The organism is Propioniciclava sinopodophylli, assembly GCF_004324755.1.
Lineage (GTDB): Bacteria > Actinomycetota > Actinomycetes > Propionibacteriales > Propionibacteriaceae > Propioniciclava > Propioniciclava sinopodophylli.
Genome location: NZ_SDMQ01000003.1, coordinates 23,771 through 40,703, shown reverse-complemented (window position 1 = coordinate 40,703; position 16,933 = coordinate 23,771). Strand labels below are relative to the sequence as shown.

The following is a 16,933-nucleotide window of genomic DNA, read 5'->3' as shown; positions in this document are numbered from 1 at the left end:
CCTCAGATGCCGAGGTCGCGGCGCAGCTTGTTGACGTGCCCGGTGGCCTTGACGTTGTACTGCGCCACGGAGATGCTGCCGTTGCCCTCGGCGTCCACGTCGACGACGAAGGTCGAGCGGATGACGCCTTCGATCTCCTTGCCGTAGAGCATCTTCGTGCCGTAGGCGCCGTAGGCGTTCATGACCGCGCGGTTCTCGTCGGCGAGGAGGGTGACGTCGAGGGTTTCCCTCTCGCGGAACGCGGCCAGCTTGGCCGGGGTGTCGGGGGAGATGCCGACGATGTCGAAGCCGGCCGAGTCGATGTCGGCGGCGTTGGCGGTGAAGTCGACGGCCTGCGTGGTGCACCCGGGGGTCATCGCCGCAGGGAAGAAGTACACGATGACGCGGCGTCCGGCGTAGTCGGACAGGGAGACGAGGGTGCCGTCGGCGTCGGGGAGGGAGAAGCTCGGGGCGGCGTCGCCCACCTTCAGTTTGGCCATGGGCGCCAGCGTAGCCAATGGCATAGGGTGGGCTCCGAACAAGTCCGTAGCGTCAGGGGAGAGGACCGAACGTGGCAGAGGGCACCCGTTCCAAGGAGCAGATCCAGGCAGAGATCGCGGCCGCGCGCGCCCGATTGGCGAGCAATGTCGAGGGTCTGATCACCCAGGCCCACCCCAAGGCCGTCGTCGCTCGCACGGTGCAGGACGCCAAGGCCTTCGCCGCCGGCGAGTTCCAGGCCGCCAAGGCCCAGTTCGTGGCCGTCGACGGCACCCCGCGCACGACGCGCCTGGCGGCCCTGGCCGTGGCCGTCATCGGCGGGGTCGCCTTCCTCATGGTGGCCCGCTCCATCGCCCGCGGCTGACGCCGGACGAACGCCCACCACTGGTCCGCGTCGACGATCTCGCGTGAGTGTGAGAACTTCCATCCTCGGAAGGCTCGACCCTCATCCGCGGACCGACGTGCCGGCCCTTATCACTTTGCCTCCACACCTCAACGGTGATGCGCCGCCAAAGGTGTACTGACTCAGGTGTTCGCACACTGCGACGGACTTTTTCTCCTGGCAGAGTCAAGGCTTGGTAACGATGCCGGGCCCCACCTTCACGACCGCCGCCGCGCGGGTCTACGGTTGCCTCATCAGTGGCACGTCAGCGCGCCACGCCCCCACACAGAAGTGAGGTTTGATGACCAGCAAGACCAAGCGTGGAATCTTCGTGGCACTCTCCGCCGGTGCGGTCCTCGCCGTTTCCGCGTGTTCCGGTGGCGCGACCCCGGCACCCGGCGGTTCGACCGCTAGCGGTGGCACCGATGGCAGCGCCACCGACTGTGCCGCCTTCGAGTCCTACGGTGACCTGAGCGGCAAGACGGTCACCGTCTACACGTCGATCGCCAGCGACGCCGAGGCCGAGCCCCACATCGACGCCTTCGTTCCCTTCGAGGAGTGCACCGGCGCCAAGGTCGAGTACGAGGGCAGCCGCGAGTTCGAGGCCCAGCTCCCCGTCCGCGTCAAGGCCGGCAACGCGCCTGACCTCGCCTACATCCCGCAGCCCGGCCTCCTCCAGACCCTGGTCAAGGAGAACGCCGACAAGGTCGTCCCGGTCGGCGAGGCCGCCACGGCGAACGTCGACAAGTACTACAAGGAGTTCTGGAAGAGCGTCGGCATGGTCGACGGCAAGTACTACGGCATCCCGATCGGCGCCAACGCCAAGTCGTTCGTCTGGTACTCCCCGAAGGTCTTCGCCGAGAAGGGCTACGAGATCCCGAAGACGTGGGCCGAGCTCATCGCCTTGTCCGACCAGATCGCCGCCGACATCCCGGCCGACGACACCACCACCAAGCCGTGGTGCGCGGGTATCGAGTCCGGTGGCGCCACCGGCTGGCCGGCCACCGACTGGGTCGAGGACATGATGCTCCGCGTGGGCACCCCCGAGCAGTACGACCAGTGGGTCAACCATGAGATCCCCTTCAACGACCCGACGGTCGTCAAGGCGATCGATCAGGCCGGCTCGATCCTGAAGAACGAGAAGTACGTCAACGGTGGCCTGGGTGGTATCACCACGATCGCCACGACCCCGTTCACCGACGCGGGCTTCCCGATCCTCGACGGCATGTGCTTCATGCACCGCCAGGCGTCCTTCTACCAGGCCAACTGGCAGACCGCCGACCCCGACGCCGAAGTGAGCGAGAACGGTGACGTGTGGGCCTTCCCGCTCCCGGGCGAGAGCGCCACGCCTCCGGTGCTCGTGGGTGGCGAGTTCGCGCTCGCGTTCCGCGACGCCCCCGAGGTGGCCGCGCTGCAGGCCTACCTGACCAGCCCCGAGTGGTCCAACGCCAAGGCTGACGCCACGCCCAACGGGGGCTGGCTCTCCGCCAACAGCGAGCTCGACCCCAACAAGCTGGTCAAGCCGATCGACAAGATGAGCTACGAGCTGATCACCGCCGACGACGCCGTCGTCCGCTTCGATGGTTCCGACCTGATGCCCAGCGCTGTCGGCGCCGGTTCCTTCTGGAAGGAGATGACGGACTGGATCGCGCTCGGCAAGAGCACCCAGGACGCCGCCACCGCCATCGAGACCTCGTGGCCAAAGCAGTGATCTGCTGAGCGACTGACACCTTCAGAAGGGGCCCCGCCTGGCCGGGGCCCCTTCCCCTGAGAAAGGAAAGGAGTACGCATGGACTGGCTGATGCAACCGGACACCACGATCGAGAAGTTCCTCGTCATGCTGTTCGCCATCGCGCTGTTCGCGCTGGTGATGGCCGCCGTGCTGGTGCTGGTCGATCGTCCGAGCCTGCCGCGTTGGGTCGCGGCCGGCGGGTACCTCGGCCCTGCGCTGCTGCTGATCGTCATGGGCCTGCTCATTCCGGCGTTCATGACGATCCGCAACTCGCTGTACAACAACAGCCTGAGCGAGTTCGTCGGGCTCGAGAACTACGTCACCATCTTCACCCAGGACCTGTTCCTCACCGTGTTGCGGAACACCTTCCTGTGGGTGCTGCTGGTGCCGCTGCTGTCGACCGCGCTGGGCCTGGTCTACGCCGTCCTCGTCGACCGCACCCGGTTCGAGAAGTTCGCCAAGACCCTGATCTTCCTGCCCATGGCCATCTCCATGGTGGGCGCGTCGATCATCTGGAAGTTCGTCTACGAGTACAAGGCCAAGGGCGTCCCGCAGACGGGTCTGCTCAACCAGATCCTCGTGTGGATGGGCCTGGAGCCCCAGCAGTTCCTGCTGAACGCCCCGATCAACACCTTCTACCTCATCATCGTCATGGTCTGGATCCAGACCGGTTTCGCGATGACGGTGCTGTCGGCCGCCATCAAGGCGATCCCCGACGAGACGATCGAGGCCGCCAACGTGGACGGCGCCACGGGCATGCGCCTGTTCTGGCAGATCACGGTGCCCAGCGTGCGCTCGGCGATCATCGTCGTGCTGACCACGATCGCCATGGCGACGCTGAAGGCCTTCGACATCGTCCGCACGATGACCGGTGGCCAGTTCGACACCTCGATCGTGGCGAACGAGTTCTACACGCAGACGTTCGGCCGCCAGGCGCAGGGCATCGGTGCGGCGCTGGCCGTGCTGCTGTTCGTGCTGGTCATGCCCCTGATCGTCTACAACGTGCGCCAGATGCGCATCTCGGAGGGGGAGCGATGACCCAGTCGAATCCGCCGGCACCGGCCTCCGTGCCGGCCGCCGCGACCGAGAGCCGTTCGGCCGCCCACGGTCCGACGCGCAAGCTGACCCGCGCCGAGCAGCGCGCGGTCGACGCCAAGAACCGGCTGAGCTCGCCCGCGGCGTCCATCATCGCGATCGTGATCGCGATCGTGTGGACGATCCCCACGGCCGGCCTGCTGGTCACGTCGTTCCGCCCCGCCGCCGACATCCGGCGCACCGGGTGGTGGACGGTCTTCACCAACCCCGAGTTCAGCCTGGCCAACTACGAGGCCGTACTGACCGGCTCGGGCGACCTGGTGCAGCCGTTCGTCAACACGATCGTCATCACCCTGCCCTCGGTGATCATCCCGATCATCCTGGCCCTGCTGGCGGCCTACGCGTTCGCGTGGATCGACTTCAAGGGGCGCGACTTGCTCTTCGTGGCCGTGTTCGCGCTGCAGATCGTGCCGATCCAGGTAACGCTGATCCCGCTGCTCACGCAGTACGTGCAGTTCGGGCTGGTCGGCACCTACTGGACGGTGTGGCTGTCGCACACCATCTTCGGTCTGCCGCTGGCGATCTTCCTGCTGCACAACTTCATGCGGGAGATCCCGGCGTCCCTGATCGAGGCGGCCCGCGTCGACGGTGCCGGCCACGTGCGCGTGTTCTTCCAGGTGCTCATGCCCCTGCTGGTCCCCGCGATCGCTTCGTTCGGCATCTTCCAGTTCCTGTGGGTCTGGAACGATCTGCTGGTCGGCCTCACGTTCGCCAGCTCGGACTACCGCCCGATCACGGTGATGATCGCCGAGATGGTGGGTAGCCGTGGCCAGGCCTGGCACGTGCTCTCCGCGGGTGCGTTCGTGGCCATGATCGTGCCGCTGATCGTGTTCCTGTCACTGCAGCGCTTCTTCGTGCGCGGCATGCTGGCCGGTGGCGTCAAGGGCTGATCCCGACACAACAGAAGGGCCCGGAGGAGATCCTCCGGGCCCTTCTGGTTTGGTACACCGCCAGGGACTCGAACCCTGAACCCGCTGATTAAGAGTCAGCTGCTCTGCCAGTTGAGCTAGCGGTGCGCGCGAGGAATGACTCTAGACCATTGCCCCCAGAATCGCGAAATCGGGGCTGTCGGCGCGGGGTCAGCGGCGGACGAAAACCATCCGCTCGCGCCGGAGGCCCTCGTGCTGCTCGCGGGCCCGCTCCAGGGGCCCCAGTTCGTGGCCGAGAGCCAGCTCGAGCAGGTGGTCGGCGAGTTCGGGGTTGCGGGCCAGGACGGGGCCGTGGGGGTAGGTGCCAATGACGCGTCCGGACGCCGACACCGCGCCCTCGGTGCCGTCGCCGTTGTTGCCCAGGCCCACCTCGACGCGGGCCAGGGGGGTGGCGTCCGGGCCGAGCGTCGTGTAGCCGCCGTGATTCTCGAAGCCGGTGAGGACGTACTCGCCACCCGAGGGTCGCTTCCACCGTGTGAGCACCTCTCCGACGGCGCGCTCGGGGCCGCGGACGGTCGTCACGTCCAGCAGGCCGAGGCCCTCGCGGACCTCGTCGTTCTCGCCGATCGTGAAGGAGTGGCCGCAGATCTGGTAGCCGGCGCAGACGGCGAACAGGACGGCGCCGAGGTCCAGGGCCCGGAACAGGCCGCCGTCGGCCTTCAGCTCGCGCACGGCCGCGGTCTGGGCGGCGTCCTCGCCGCCGCCGAGCAGGTAGATGGCCCCGTCGTCGGGGATCGGCGTGCCCGGCTCGACGAAGACCACCTCGGCGTCGATGCCGCGCCACTCCAGGCGCTTGGCCAGCACGCGGCTGTTGCCCTGGTCACCATAGATGCCGAGCAGGGACTGGTAGACGACAACAATCTTCATCGCAGGCCTGCCATCTTCAGGAGCTTCTGGAACGGGGTGTAGGTCGAGATCAGGTCGATCGGCTGGGGCTGGTCGGCCACGGACGCCAGCGCGTCGGCCAGGTCGAGGATGACCTCGTGGGAGACCTCCGCGTACTCCAGCCGGACGGCCAGGTCATAGGCGCGCGGGCCGGTGCAGACGACATGCTTGCCGACGAGCTGCTCGAAGTCGACGTCCCACAACCAGGAGACATCCTTGCCGTCGGCGGCGACCGAGTCGATCGCCAGCACGACGGTGGGCGTGCCGAGCAGGGGGAGCGACTCGGCCCAGCCGGCCGGGTTCTTGCTCAGCAGCAGGCGGGCGGACGTGGGGCCGAAGGACGCCGTGGCGAACCGTCCGGCCGGCGCCTCGACGGTGCGGAACCCGACGAGGGCGTCGTCGACCGACACGCCCAGCTCGACGGCAGCCGCGAGCGCGGCGGCGGCGTTGGAGACGTTGAACGAGCCCGGAACCTTCAGCCGCGGGTCGACCACGCGGCCCTCGGGCAGGGCGATGCGGCCCTCGCGGACCTGGTAGTCGGCGGCGTGCTCGGTGAGCTCGCAGGAGGGGCAGTCCCAGCGGCCCTGCGGCTCGTCGGGGTTGGGGTCGACGCGGGTCAGGATGCTGCCGCAGGCGGGGCACAGGGCGGCGTCCGCGGACCACTTCGAGGGAGTGTCGACCCAGATGACACGGCGGGCCTTCTCGACGGCCCACGTGATGAGCGGGTCGTCGGAGTTGGCCACGACCACCGGACCCGCCTCGCCGGCCTTCGCCAGCGCCTCGCGCCAGGAGCGGGCCAGGAACTTGATCTCGTGGTTGCGGTCGAGCTGGTCGCGGCTGAAGTTCAGCATGACGAGCACCTCGGGGCTGCCCTGGGCGACCAGGTCGGCGACGACGCGCTCGTCGGTCTCCAGCACGGCGATGTCGGCCTTCGGCGCCTTCGCGAGGGCCGAGGCGATGCCGTAGTGCAGGTTGGCGCCGTCGGCGTTGGTGACCAGGCGTGCGGCGTCCGACCCCAGGCCCTGACGGATGGCCGCGGCCAGCAGGTGGGACGTGGTGGTCTTGCCGTTCGTCCCGGTGACGGACGCGATGCGCCGCCCCTTGACCAGCGAGGCGAACGCGCCGGGGTGCACCGTGGAGAGCACCTGGCCGCGGATCGAGGCGCCCGATCCCTTGCCGAGGAGGCGGGACGCCAGCGCCGCGGCGTCGCCGGCGACGGTGCCGACGCCCAACCGAAGGCGGTCGGGCAAGGGACGTCGCGCGGGCACGGCCCGCCTGTTCAGGTCATTCGGCACCCGTCCATTGTGCCAGTGTCGCGATCTGCTGGAATGGAGGCTCACGACCGGAGGAAGCATGCAACGCGAGCGCAGGAGCGTCGACCTCGGCCGGGGTCCGGGGCGCTGGCAGCGGCGTCCTACCGCGTACCGGCCCCGGACGCAGCCGAAGGGTCAGGCGAGGCCCTGGGCGCTGAGCCAGTCGGTGGCGATGTCGGCCGAGCGGGCCTGCTCGTCGATGCTGCGGGCGTTCAGGGCCTGCAGCTCGGCGACGGTCAGCTTGGCGTTCACGGCCTCGATGGCGGCCGCGGCCGCGCCGTCCACCTTCGACGACACCAGCGGCACGACGTTCTGCGGGAGGATCAGCCCTTCGGGATCCTCCAGGATCACGAAGCCCTCCTTGGCGATGGTGGGGTCGGCGGTGTAGAGGTCGGCGACCTGGACGGTGCCGTCCTTGAGGGCACGCGCGGTGAGCGGGCCGCCGGAATCCTCGACCGGCACCAACTCGATGTCCACCCCGTAGGTGGCCTTGGCGCCCTCGGGGCCGTACGGGCGCGTGGCGAACTCGGCGTTCGCGGCCAGTTTCACCGGTTGGGGCGCCTTCGCGAGGTCGCCGATGGAGGTGAGGCCGTGCTCGTCGGCGAACGCCTTGGTCACCGTGTAGGAGTCCTGGTCGGACGCCTCCGCGGGCGCCAGCACGCGCAGGCCGTCCGGCAACGCCGCCGCCAGGGCCTGGGTCATGCCCGCGGCGTCCGTGGCCGTCGCGGTCTTGTCGTAGTACTGCAGCAGGTTGCCGGCGTACTCGGGTAGCACGTCCACCTCGGCCGCCTCGATCTCGGGTAGGTAGACCTCGCGCTGCCCGATCTGGAACTGGCGCTCGACGTCGTAGCCCGCGTTCTCCAGGGCCTGGGCGTAGAGCTCGGCGATGATCTCGTTGGAGTAGTACTGCTGCGAGCCGACCACGAGCGTGACCTTCGCGTCGGGCGTCCCGGGGCCGCTCATCGTGCCCGGCGTGGTGGCGGCTGGCGATGGGGCGTCCAGCGGGTTGGTGCGGGCACAGCCAGCGAGGGTTCCGGCTCCGGCGAGAGCGGCGAGGGCGGCGAGGCGGCGACGTGAGATGGCGGTCATGGTTTGTTCCTTTCGTGGGGTCAGTGGGGCCGGACGCCGGCGGGCGCGGCGACGCGTTGGAGGGCGGCGAAGACCAGGTCGCACACGAGCGCGAGGGCGACGACGAGCAGGGACGCCGCCAGCATCTGGGGGTAGTCCTGGGTCTTGAGGCCGAGGAAGAGGTAGCGGCCCAGCCCGCCCGCGCCGACGTAGGCGGCGAGCGTGGCGGTGGCGATGACCTGCAGGAACGCCGACCGGACGCCGCCCACCAGCAGCGGCAGCCCGAGCGGGATCTCCACGCGGGTGAGCACCTGCGCCTCCGTCATGCCGGACGCCCGCGCCCCGTCCACCGCCTGCGGGTCGACGGCCTCGACGCCCGCGTACGCCCCGGCCAGCACCGAGGGGAGCGCGAGCACGACGAACGCGACCAGGGGGCCGACCAGGCCGATGCCGAGCAGGATGCCCAGCAGGGTCACCACGCCGAGCGTTGGCAGGGCGCGCGCGGCGCCCGACAGGCCGACCGCGAGGCCCCGACCCCGCCGCGTGTGGCCGACCAGCCAACCGGCCGGGATACCGATCGCGCACGCGATGAGGACGCCGACGGCCGAGTAGGCGAGGTGCTCGCCCAGCCGGGTGGCGATGCCGTCGGGGCCTGGCCAGCGGGCGGGGTCGGCGATCCAGGCCAGGGCGTCCAGCAGGTAATTCATGCGCCCGCCCCCCGGGTCGCGAGGGCGGCCTCGGTGCGCGGGGCGCGGCGCGTCCAGGGGAGGAGGGCCCGCCCGGCCAGCACCAGCAGGCCGTCGATGACCAGCGCCAGGGCGACCGTGGCCCCGATGCCGGTCAGGACCGAGGCGATGATGCCGCGCTGGAAGCCGTCGGTGAACAGCATGCCCAGGCTCGGGATGCCGAGCACGGCGCCCACGGTCACCAGCGACACCGTGCTGACCGCCACGACCCGGAGTCCGGCCAGCAGCGCGGGGCCGGCCAGCGGCAGGTCGACGCCGAGGAACCGGCGCAGCGGCGGGTAGCCCAGGGCGTCCGCGGCGTCGACGGCGCGGGCGTCGACCTGGCGGAGGGCGTCCGCCGCGACCGGCACCATCAGGGCCAGCCCGTAGAGCGTGAGGGCGACGACGATGTTGAGCGGGTCGCGGATGCCCGTGCCGATGATGACCGGCAGCACCACGAACAACGGCAGCGACGGGATGGCGTAGAACAGGCCCGCCCCGGTCAGAAGCGGTGCGCGCAGCCACCGGACGCGATTGGCCAACCAGCCGGCCGGGATCGCCAGCAGGAAGCTGAACACGATCGGCGGGACCGCGAGCAGCAGGTGGCTCAGCAGGTGCCCGCCGACCACGTCGAGGTTGTTGGCCAGCCAGTTCACGAGGGTTCCTGAGCCTGTCGAAGCACTCCCGCCGCGCGCCCGTGCTCGTCCACCAGGACGCCGTCGCGCTCGACCAGCGTGCGATCACCGCGGTTGAGGCCGAGGAAGTCGGCCACGAAGGCGTCCGCTGGGCTGCCCAACAGCTCGGCGCCGGTCCCGCGCTGCGCGACGTGTCCGTGCTGGGCGAGCAGGATGACCTGGTCGCCCAGGCGCAGGGCCTCCTCGACGTCGTGGGTGACGAACACGATGGTCTTGGCGAGCGTGGACTGGATGCGGAGCAGCTCGTCCTGCAGCTCGCGGCGCACGAGCGGGTCCACGGCTCCGAAGGGCTCATCCATCAAGAGGATGTTGGGGTCGGCCGCCAGCCCGCGCGCGACGCCGACGCGCTGCTGCTGGCCGCCCGAGAGCTGGCTGGGGTAGCGGCGTCCGAGCTTCTCCTCGAGCCCGACCAGCGCCATCAGCTCGCGGGCCCGCGCATGGGCGTCCGCCTTGTCGACGCCATTCAGGAGGGGGACGGTGGCGATGTTGTCCAGCACGGAGCGGTGGGGGAGCAGGCCGCCGTTCTGCATGACGTAGCCGATGCTGCGCCGCAGCTGGACGGGGTCACGCCCGGCGATGTCCTCGCCGTCGATGGTGATGGTGCCCGAGGTCGGCTCGACCATGCGGTTCACCATGCGCAGGATGGTGGTCTTGCCGCTGCCGGAGCTGCCCAGCAGGACCGTGGTGCGGTGGGGCGGGAACTGCGCGGAGAAGTCGTCGACCGCGACGGTGCCGTCGGGGTAGCGCTTGGTCACGCCGTGCAGCTCGATCATGCGGGATGCCTTTCAGCGGCGGTCACCCTGGGGTGAGGGTCAGGTAGTCAGCGTACTTGGCGGCCCGGCCGGCCCCTGACGACGTGCGACGGATGCGGCGTCCGACCCACGGGGCGAGATGGTCGCGTGCCCACAGGTAGTCGGTCTGGGCGCGGCCCAGCCGGGTGGGTTGGCCCTCCGGCGGGAGCGGGACGTCCCAGCCGGGCATGGTCGCGGGGTGGCCGACGGTGGTGAGGGCGAGCTGGGCCACGCGCTCGTGCCCCTCGGGGCTGAGGTGGATGCGGTCGGCGTCCCACATGCGCCAGTCGCGCAGGGAGCGCAGGTGGAACAGGTCGAGGACGTACGCGCCGTGGCGGCGGGCAGCGGCCCAGATCGCGAGGTTGTACTCCATGCAGCGGCGGGCGGTGAGCTCGACGACGGGGGCGCCGCGCGGGTCGGTGCTGGTACCGACGAGCACGTCGGCCCCGGTGTCCCGGATGCGGACGATGGCCTCCTCGAGGCGTCGGGCGAGCTCGGCGACGTCGGCCCTGGGTCGCAGCATGTCGTTCCCGCCGCCCCAGATCGAGACCAGGTCGGGCTCGAGCGTCAGGGCGGGCTCGAGCTGCTCGGCGAGGATCGGGTCCAGCAGGCGCCCCCGGATGGCGAGGTTGGCGTATTGGACGGAGGTGCCCTGGGCGTCCGCGAGCAACTGGGCGAAGCGGTCGGCCCAGCCGCGGTGGACGCCGTCCGGCCCCGGGTCGCCGATGCCCTCGGTGAGGGAGTCGCCGATCGCCACGTAGCGCGTCCACGTTCGCATGCAGCCATTCAACCCCATCCCCCCCTTGCAGAACGTCGATGCAGGGCGGACCATGAGGACATCGCCTGGCCCGGGAGGTCGAGATGAGACGGATCACGTCGTGGTGCACAGCGGTCGTCCTCGTGCTGGTGGGGGTGCTCGTCGCAGCCCCGACCGCGCACGCCCAAGGGGCCGCCGTCGGCGGGTGGGGCGGGCGCTACTTCCTCAACGACGCCTTCACCGGCATCGCGAACCGGGTCGTCGACTACGGCGATGCTGGCGACGAGACCTACTTCGGCGATTGGGACGGCAACGGCACGGACACCCCCCTGGTGCGACGCGGGAACACGTTCTTCCTGCGTAACTCCCTCACCTCGGGCATCGCAGACGTCCAGTTCAGCTTCGGCAACCCGGGCGACGAGGTGCTCGTGGGGGACTGGGACGGCAACGGCACCGACACGCTGTCCGTCCGCCGCGGCTCCGTCGTGTACGTGCGCAACACCCTGACCTCCGGGTACGCCGAGCGCCAATTCACCTACGGCGACCCCGGCGACGTGATCCTCGTGGGGGACTGGGACGGGAACGGCGCCGACTCGCTGGCGATCCGCCGCCTCGGGCGCTACTTCGTCCGGAACTCGCTGACCAGCGGTCCGGCCGACCATTTCTTCGGCTTCGGGAACGAGTCCGACATCGTCCTGGCCGGCGACTGGGACGGCAACGGCACCACCACGCTGGCCGTGCGGCGCGGCATCCGGTACTTCCTCCGCAACAGCACCACGACCGGCGGCGCGGACGTCGTGTTCGACTACGGCAACCCGTCCGATCGCACTTTCGCCGGCGACTGGAACGGGGACGGACGCGACACGCTCGGCACCCGGCGCCCGCCCGTCCAGCCGACCGCGTGGACAGGCTGGCGGGGCGTCGACTGGGAGACCCTGCCGACCTCGCAGCGGGTGGTCGCGCTGACCTTCGACGGGGGATCGTCGGACGTCGGCGTGCCGCGCATCCTCGCCACGCTGCGACGCCACGGCGTCGACGCGACCTTCTTCGTGACCGGCGACTTCGCCCGCCGCTACCCGCAGGCGGTCCAGGCCATGGCTGGGGACGGGCACCCGGTGGGCAACCACTCCAACACCCACCCGGAGTTCACCAAGCTCTCCGATGCGGGGATGCGGGCCGAACTGGCGGCGGCGGACGCGTCCATCGCGCCGCTGGCCGGCCAGCCGACCCGGCCCCTGTTCCGGTACCCGTACGGCGACCGCTCGGCGGCGACGACCGCCGTGGTGAACGGGGCGGGCTACATCCCGTTCCGCTGGACCGTGGACAGCCTCGGCTGGCAGGGCACGTCGGGCGGGCGGACGGCCGCGTTCGTGTGCCAGCGGGTGCTGTCGACGGCGCGTCCTGGCCAGGTGGTCCTGCTGCACGTGGGCGCGCACCCCACCGACGGCAGCGTCCTGGACGCCGACGCGTTGCCGTGCATCATCGAGGGGCTCCGGGCCCGCGGCTACGCGTTCGGCGACCTGCGGGACATGGTCGCTTGACGCGGGCGTCCCCGGGTGGAGACGCGATCGGCCCCGGCTCGAGGAGCCGGGGCCGATCTGTGGGGTGAGTAACGGGACTCGAACCCGCGACATCCTGGACCACAACCAGGTGCTCTACCAGCTGAGCTATACCCACCATCGCTGCGAACAGCGAAGGACATCATATCCCGTCGGTGGAAATGGCGCGAATCGCCTCGGGGGCCTTGGGATGACGGGCGCCCGTGAGCGCCCCCTGATGGCGGCGGGCGATCTCGCGCAGGTCGGCGGTGGGGCGTCCGGGAGCCGGCACGAAGACGGCCTCGCGGTAGTAGCGGAGCTCCTCGATGGATTCCTGGATGTCGGCCAGGGCGCGGTGGTTGCCCGACTTGGCCGGAGAGTTGAAGTACGCCTTGGAGTACCAGCGGCGCGACAGCTCCTTGATGGTGCTGACGTCGACGTTGCGGTAGTGGAGGTGGCCCTCGAGGGCGGGCATGTCGCGGGCCAGGAACATCCGGTCGGTGCCGACCGTGTTGCCGGCGAGCGGGGCCTTGCGTGCCTCGGGCACCCACGCGCGGACGTAGGCGAGCACCTGCGCCTCGGCATCCGCCAGCGTGGTGCCGGTGGCCAGTTCCTCGAGCAGGCCGGAGTTGGTGTGCATCGTGCGGACGTAGTCGCCCATCGCCTCCAGGGCGGCCGGGGGAGGGGCGATGATGATGTCCACGCCCTCCCCGAGGACGTTGAGCTCGCCGTCGGTCACCAGCGCCGCCACCTCGACCAGCGCGTCGGCGTCCAGGTCGAGGCCGGTCATCTCGCAGTCGATCCACACAAGTCGGTCGTTCACGGGTCCACTGTAGGGCGCTCGTGTGGATAGTCTGGGGTCGTTCCCAACCGCTCGGAGAGCAGGAGTGCACGCTATGGACCCGAACAACCTCCAGGACATCCTCGAGGGAGCACCGGCCCAGCGCGAAAACCTGCGCCAGTTCATCGACAAGCTGGTCAACCAGGGCTACACCGTGGGGGACGCCGAGGGCCCCGACCCCGCGCTCATCGACCCGGGCGGCCGCGCCGTGGAGACCTGGCGCGAGGATTACCCCTACGACGAGCTGATGACCCGCGACGCCTACGAGGCGGAGAAGTACCTGCTGCAGGTGGAGCTGCTGAAGCTGCAGTACTGGAGCCAGGACAACGACATCCGGCACATCATCTTGTTCGAGGGCCGCGACGCCGCCGGCAAGGGTGGCACGATCAAGCGGTTCACCGAGCACCTCAACCCGCGCGCCGCGCGCGTGGTGGCGCTCACGAAGCCGACCACGACCGAGCAGGGCCAGTGGTACTTCCAGCGCTACATCAACCACTTCCCCACCTTCGGGGAGATCGTGATGTTCGACCGCTCCTGGTACAACCGGGCCGGCGTCGAGCGCGTGATGGGGTTCGTCAGCGACGACCAGTACGAGATCTTCATGAAGCAGGCGCCCGAGTTCGAGCGCATGATCATCGACGCGGGCACCCACCTGACCAAGTTCTGGTTCTCGGTCACCCAGCGCGAGCAGCGGACGCGGTTCGCGATCCGCCAGATCGACCCCGTGCGGCGCTGGAAGCTGTCGCCGATGGACCTGGAGTCCCTCGATCGCTGGGAGGACTACACGGCGGCCAAGGAGGCCATGTTCGAGCGCACCGACACCGACTGGGCGCCGTGGCTGACCATCCGGTCCAACGACAAGAAGCGGGCCCGGCTGAACGCCATGCGCGCGTTCCTGGCGCAGTTCGACTACGAGGGCCGCGACGATTCGGTCGTGAAGGAGCCCGACCCGCTCATCGTCAAGCGCGGCCGGGACGCCGTCGGCGACTGACCTACGCGGAAGGGCGCTCCATCCGCTTCGGGTCGGCCCAGTGCCACAGCCAGGCGCCGCCGAGGAACCCGATCCCGGCCACCGACCAGGCCGCGACCGACAGGGACGCCGCGGCTGTGATGGCGCTGATCATCAGCGGACCTGCGGCCTGCCCGATCGCTGTCGTAAGACGCCAGCCGGCGAGGAAGTGCGTGCGGCCCACGTTTGGTGAGGCGTCCGACCCGAGCGTGAGGACGACGCCCGAGCTGAGGCCGTTGCCCAGTCCCAGCCCGACCGCGACGGCGGTGAGGCCCAGGCCGGACGCGGTCAGGGGGAGAAGCCCGAAGCAGGCGCCCATGATCAGCACGGTGGGGACGGCGACGGAGCGGCGGCCGTAGCGGTCCATCATGGAGCCGCCGATGTAGAAAAGCATCAGGTCGATAGCCGAGGACGCCGCGAAGATCAGGCTCGTCTGGGCGGCGTCCAGGCCGATGGAGGCCGCCCAGAGGGGCAGCAGCGCGTCGCGGGACGCCCTGACGAGCATGAGGGCGGACGCCCCCAGACCGATGGTGAGGAAGGTGCGAGCGTGCTCGCGCAGGACGGTGCCCATGCCGGTGGACTCGGCCGCGGTCGTCTCGTGGTGCTCGGGCAAGTCGGGCAGGAACAGGCTCGTGGCGGCCGCGGCGAGCGAGGTGCCGATGGCCAGCCAGTAGGCGGCACGCAGGTCGAAGGCGCTGACCACGGCGGCACCCGCGAGGGGGCCGAGCAGGTTGCCCACCCGGAACACGCCGCCGAGGGTGGACAGGGCCCGGGCGCGGAACCGGAAGGGGACGACGACCGTCAGGAACGACTGGCGGGCGATCATCAGGACCGCTCCGGACAGGCCCAGCACGAAGACCGCCACCGCGAGCACCCAGGCGTTGGGGGCGAGGGCGGCGGCGAGCATGCACGCGGCGTCCACGATGAGGGAGCCGACGAGCGAGCGACGCTCGCCGAAACGCTGGGCGACCATGCCGGCCGGGAGCGCACCGAGCAGGCTGCCCAGGCCCAGCAGGGCCACGACGAGGGCAGCCTGCGGCACGGTCGCACCCAGGTCGTGCGCCGTCAGCGCCAGCAGCGGGACGACGGCGCCGAACCCGATGAACGACAGGGTCGTGGGCAGGTAGACCGAGATCGCGAGCCGGCGCCACTGCTTGCCGGAGAGCGATTCGTCGGTCACGTCGCCAGAACCTACACCCGGGCACTTGGGAGGGGACGGGGTGACCGCTACGCTCAAGGTTGAAGGAGCAGCTAGTGGGGAGCTGGTGATGGGGAGGAAGAACGTGGCGTCGAGCGATCGCGCCGCGCGCGTGGCCGCGATGCAGGCCGAGCAGGCGCGCAAGGACCGCCGATGGCGGATCGGGATCGCGGCCGCCGCCGCCCTCCCCGTGGTGGCGCTCGTCGTCGCCCTCGTCCTTCCGCTGGCGATGGGGATGCGCTCGAACGAGACGCCGGTGGCGTCGGGCCCGATCGAGGGCGTCCAGACGTTCAGCGGGCTGACCGCCAACCATGTTTCAACTGCCGTGCAGTACGCCCAGCACCCGCCCGTTGGCGGTGACCACACCGGCTACTGGCAGAACTGCGGCATCTACGACGAGCCGATCGACCCCATCGAGCCGGCGGTGCACTCGCTGGAGCACGGTGCGGTGTGGATCACCTACGACCCCGCCCTGTCTGCGGACGAGGTCGGGACGCTGCGCGCGCTGGCGCGCAGCAAGCCGTACGCGATGCTGAGCCCGATGGAGGGCCTGCCCGCGCCGATCGTCGCCAGCGCGTGGGGGCTGCAGATCACGGCCGAGTCGGCCGCCGACGAGCGCCTGCCGAGCTTCCTGGCGACGTACATGCAGGGCCCGCAGACGCCGGAGCGCGGGGCGTCCTGCTTCGGTGGCGTGGGGACGCCGAGCCGATGACCCGCCGCTACGTGTTGGTCGCGGCCGTGGTGGCTGCGGTCGCGCTCGCTGCCGCATCCTTCCTGTTCGGACGCCTCAGCGTCGGCGAGTCCGCAGCCCGGCCCACCGCCGTGGACGTCGGCTTCGCCCGCGACATGGCAGTCCACCACCAGCAGGCCGTGCTGATGTCGGAGCTGCTGCGGGAGCGGGGGAGTGACGCCGAGCTGAAGGCCATCGCCGTCGACATGGTGCTGACCCAGACCAACCAGGTCGGCCAGATGCAGGGATGGCTGGCGCTGTGGGGCGAGCCGTTCGCCACCGACGAGCCGCCGATGCGCTGGATGGGTGGGTCGCACGCCCACCACGCGGCTGACGTGCCGATGACCGGGATGGCGACGCAGGAGCAGTTGAACTCCCTGGAGGCGGCGTCCGGGGTGGACGCTGAGCGGACCTACCTCGAGCTGATGATCCTGCACCACCAGGGCGGCGTCGAGATGGCCCAGCACGCCGTCGACCACGCCTCAGTCCCGGCCGTGCGTGAACTCGCCCAGTCCATGCTGCAGGCGCAGGCGACCGAGCTGGAGACCCTGCATAAGTTCTTGGACGCCCGGACGCCCTAGACTTGTCCGTCGAGCCCCCGTAGCTCAATGGATAGAGCACCGGCCTTCTAATCCGATGGTTGCCCGTTCGAGTCGGGCCGGGGGCGCTCAATGCCTAGTCAGGGGCATATCGGTTCTTGCGGGGAGATCCGAAAAGGGCCGCGAGACCAACTTTGAGACCAACTTTGAGTTTTCGCGACATCGAAAC

The 16,933-nt window shown here is 70.1% G+C and carries 18 protein-coding genes and 3 tRNA genes; 9 read left to right on the top strand and 12 right to left on the bottom strand.

The window, feature by feature from the left end; genetic code table 11:
- Positions 1-2: 2 nt before the first annotated feature.
- On the bottom strand, positions 3-479 hold the full coding sequence (bcp, locus tag ET989_RS04165) for a thioredoxin-dependent thiol peroxidase (RefSeq protein ID WP_131167305.1): 477 nt from the start codon (positions 477-479) through the stop codon (positions 3-5).
- A gap of 71 nt (positions 480-550) precedes the next feature.
- Between bcp and ET989_RS04160 the strand changes: the two genes are divergently transcribed.
- The 4 genes from ET989_RS04160 to ET989_RS04145 all read left to right on the top strand — a co-directional run bounded on the left by ET989_RS04160 (position 551) and on the right by ET989_RS04145 (position 4,576).
- Positions 551-841: a DUF3618 domain-containing protein gene (locus ET989_RS04160; RefSeq protein ID WP_131167304.1), complete on the top strand. Its 291-nt coding sequence runs from the start codon at positions 551-553 to the stop codon at positions 839-841.
- A 319-nt stretch (positions 842-1,160) separates the two neighbouring features.
- The gene (locus ET989_RS04155; protein WP_131167303.1) at positions 1,161-2,570 is read left to right on the top strand and encodes an ABC transporter substrate-binding protein; all 1,410 of its coding nucleotides are present in this window, start codon (positions 1,161-1,163) and stop codon (positions 2,568-2,570) included.
- A 78-nt stretch (positions 2,571-2,648) separates the two neighbouring features.
- A complete protein-coding gene (locus ET989_RS04150) occupies positions 2,649-3,629 on the top strand; it encodes a carbohydrate ABC transporter permease (protein WP_131167302.1) in 981 nt (326 codons plus the stop codon).
- On the top strand, positions 3,626-4,576 hold the full coding sequence (locus ET989_RS04145) for a carbohydrate ABC transporter permease (protein WP_131167301.1): 951 nt from the start codon (positions 3,626-3,628) through the stop codon (positions 4,574-4,576). The genes ET989_RS04150 and ET989_RS04145 overlap by 4 nt, the downstream gene beginning before the upstream one ends.
- Before the next feature lie 50 nt (positions 4,577-4,626).
- Here the strand turns inward: ET989_RS04145 and ET989_RS04140 are convergent.
- The 8 genes from ET989_RS04140 to ET989_RS04105 form a co-directional block, all read right to left on the bottom strand.
- Positions 4,627-4,702, bottom strand: a tRNA-Lys gene (locus tag ET989_RS04140).
- Positions 4,703-4,765: 63 nt separating this feature from the next.
- A complete protein-coding gene (locus ET989_RS04135; protein ID WP_131167300.1) occupies positions 4,766-5,482 on the bottom strand; it encodes a type 1 glutamine amidotransferase in 717 nt (238 codons plus the stop codon).
- Entirely contained in the window at positions 5,479-6,645 is a 1,167-nt protein-coding gene (locus tag ET989_RS04130; protein ID WP_421958208.1) for a Mur ligase family protein, read from the bottom strand. The genes ET989_RS04135 and ET989_RS04130 overlap by 4 nt, the downstream gene beginning before the upstream one ends.
- A gap of 303 nt (positions 6,646-6,948) precedes the next feature.
- A complete protein-coding gene (locus ET989_RS04125) occupies positions 6,949-7,902 on the bottom strand; it encodes an ABC transporter substrate-binding protein (RefSeq protein WP_131167298.1) in 954 nt (317 codons plus the stop codon).
- 20 nt (positions 7,903-7,922) lie between these two features.
- Positions 7,923-8,588 carry an ABC transporter permease gene (locus ET989_RS04120; protein ID WP_131167297.1) on the bottom strand — a complete coding sequence of 222 codons (666 nt, stop codon included), beginning with the start codon at positions 8,586-8,588 and terminating at the stop codon, positions 7,923-7,925.
- Positions 8,585-9,262, bottom strand: a complete 678-nt coding sequence (locus tag ET989_RS04115; protein WP_131167296.1) for an ABC transporter permease — start codon at positions 9,260-9,262, stop codon at positions 8,585-8,587. The genes ET989_RS04120 and ET989_RS04115 overlap by 4 nt, the downstream gene beginning before the upstream one ends.
- Positions 9,259-10,074 carry an ABC transporter ATP-binding protein gene (locus ET989_RS04110; protein WP_131167295.1) on the bottom strand — a complete coding sequence of 272 codons (816 nt, stop codon included), beginning with the start codon at positions 10,072-10,074 and terminating at the stop codon, positions 9,259-9,261. Before ET989_RS04110 ends, ET989_RS04115 begins: the two co-directional genes overlap by 4 nt.
- Positions 10,075-10,096: 22 nt before the next feature.
- A complete protein-coding gene (locus ET989_RS04105; protein ID WP_241656206.1) occupies positions 10,097-10,870 on the bottom strand; it encodes an SGNH/GDSL hydrolase family protein in 774 nt (257 codons plus the stop codon).
- A gap of 83 nt (positions 10,871-10,953) precedes the next feature.
- Here ET989_RS04105 and ET989_RS04100 point away from each other — a divergent pair, with 83 nt between their 5' ends.
- On the top strand, positions 10,954-12,390 hold the full coding sequence (locus tag ET989_RS04100) for a polysaccharide deacetylase family protein (RefSeq protein WP_131167293.1): 1,437 nt from the start codon (positions 10,954-10,956) through the stop codon (positions 12,388-12,390).
- Between the two features lie 60 nt (positions 12,391-12,450).
- Here ET989_RS04100 and ET989_RS04095 read toward each other — a convergent pair.
- Both ET989_RS04095 and orn read right to left on the bottom strand, forming a co-directional pair.
- Positions 12,451-12,526: transfer RNA gene (locus tag ET989_RS04095), tRNA-His, on the bottom strand.
- 24 nt (positions 12,527-12,550) lie between these two features.
- Positions 12,551-13,210, bottom strand: a complete 660-nt coding sequence (orn, locus tag ET989_RS04090; protein ID WP_131167292.1) for an oligoribonuclease — start codon at positions 13,208-13,210, stop codon at positions 12,551-12,553.
- A 73-nt stretch (positions 13,211-13,283) separates the two neighbouring features.
- Here orn and ppk2 point away from each other — a divergent pair, with 73 nt between their 5' ends.
- Positions 13,284-14,219 (top strand): polyphosphate kinase 2, encoded by a 936-nt coding sequence (ppk2, locus tag ET989_RS04085; RefSeq protein WP_131167291.1) that lies wholly within the window; start codon positions 13,284-13,286, stop codon positions 14,217-14,219.
- 1 nt (position 14,220) lies between these two features.
- Here the strand turns inward: ppk2 and ET989_RS04080 are convergent, their stop codons facing one another.
- On the bottom strand, positions 14,221-15,417 hold the full coding sequence (locus ET989_RS04080) for an MFS transporter (RefSeq protein ID WP_131167290.1): 1,197 nt from the start codon (positions 15,415-15,417) through the stop codon (positions 14,221-14,223).
- Positions 15,418-15,505: 88 nt separating this feature from the next.
- On the opposite strand from ET989_RS04080, the gene ET989_RS04075 reads away from it, so the two are divergent.
- From ET989_RS04075 to ET989_RS04065, 3 genes are all read left to right on the top strand, one after another.
- Positions 15,506-16,147, top strand: coding sequence for a DUF3105 domain-containing protein (locus tag ET989_RS04075; protein ID WP_131167289.1), 642 nt, complete (start codon positions 15,506-15,508; stop codon positions 16,145-16,147).
- Positions 16,144-16,746, top strand: a complete 603-nt coding sequence (locus ET989_RS04070) for a DUF305 domain-containing protein (RefSeq protein WP_131167288.1) — start codon at positions 16,144-16,146, stop codon at positions 16,744-16,746. The genes ET989_RS04075 and ET989_RS04070 overlap by 4 nt, the downstream gene beginning before the upstream one ends.
- A 13-nt stretch (positions 16,747-16,759) precedes the next feature.
- A tRNA-Arg gene (locus ET989_RS04065) sits at positions 16,760-16,832 on the top strand.
- Positions 16,833-16,933: the final 101 nt, after the last annotated feature.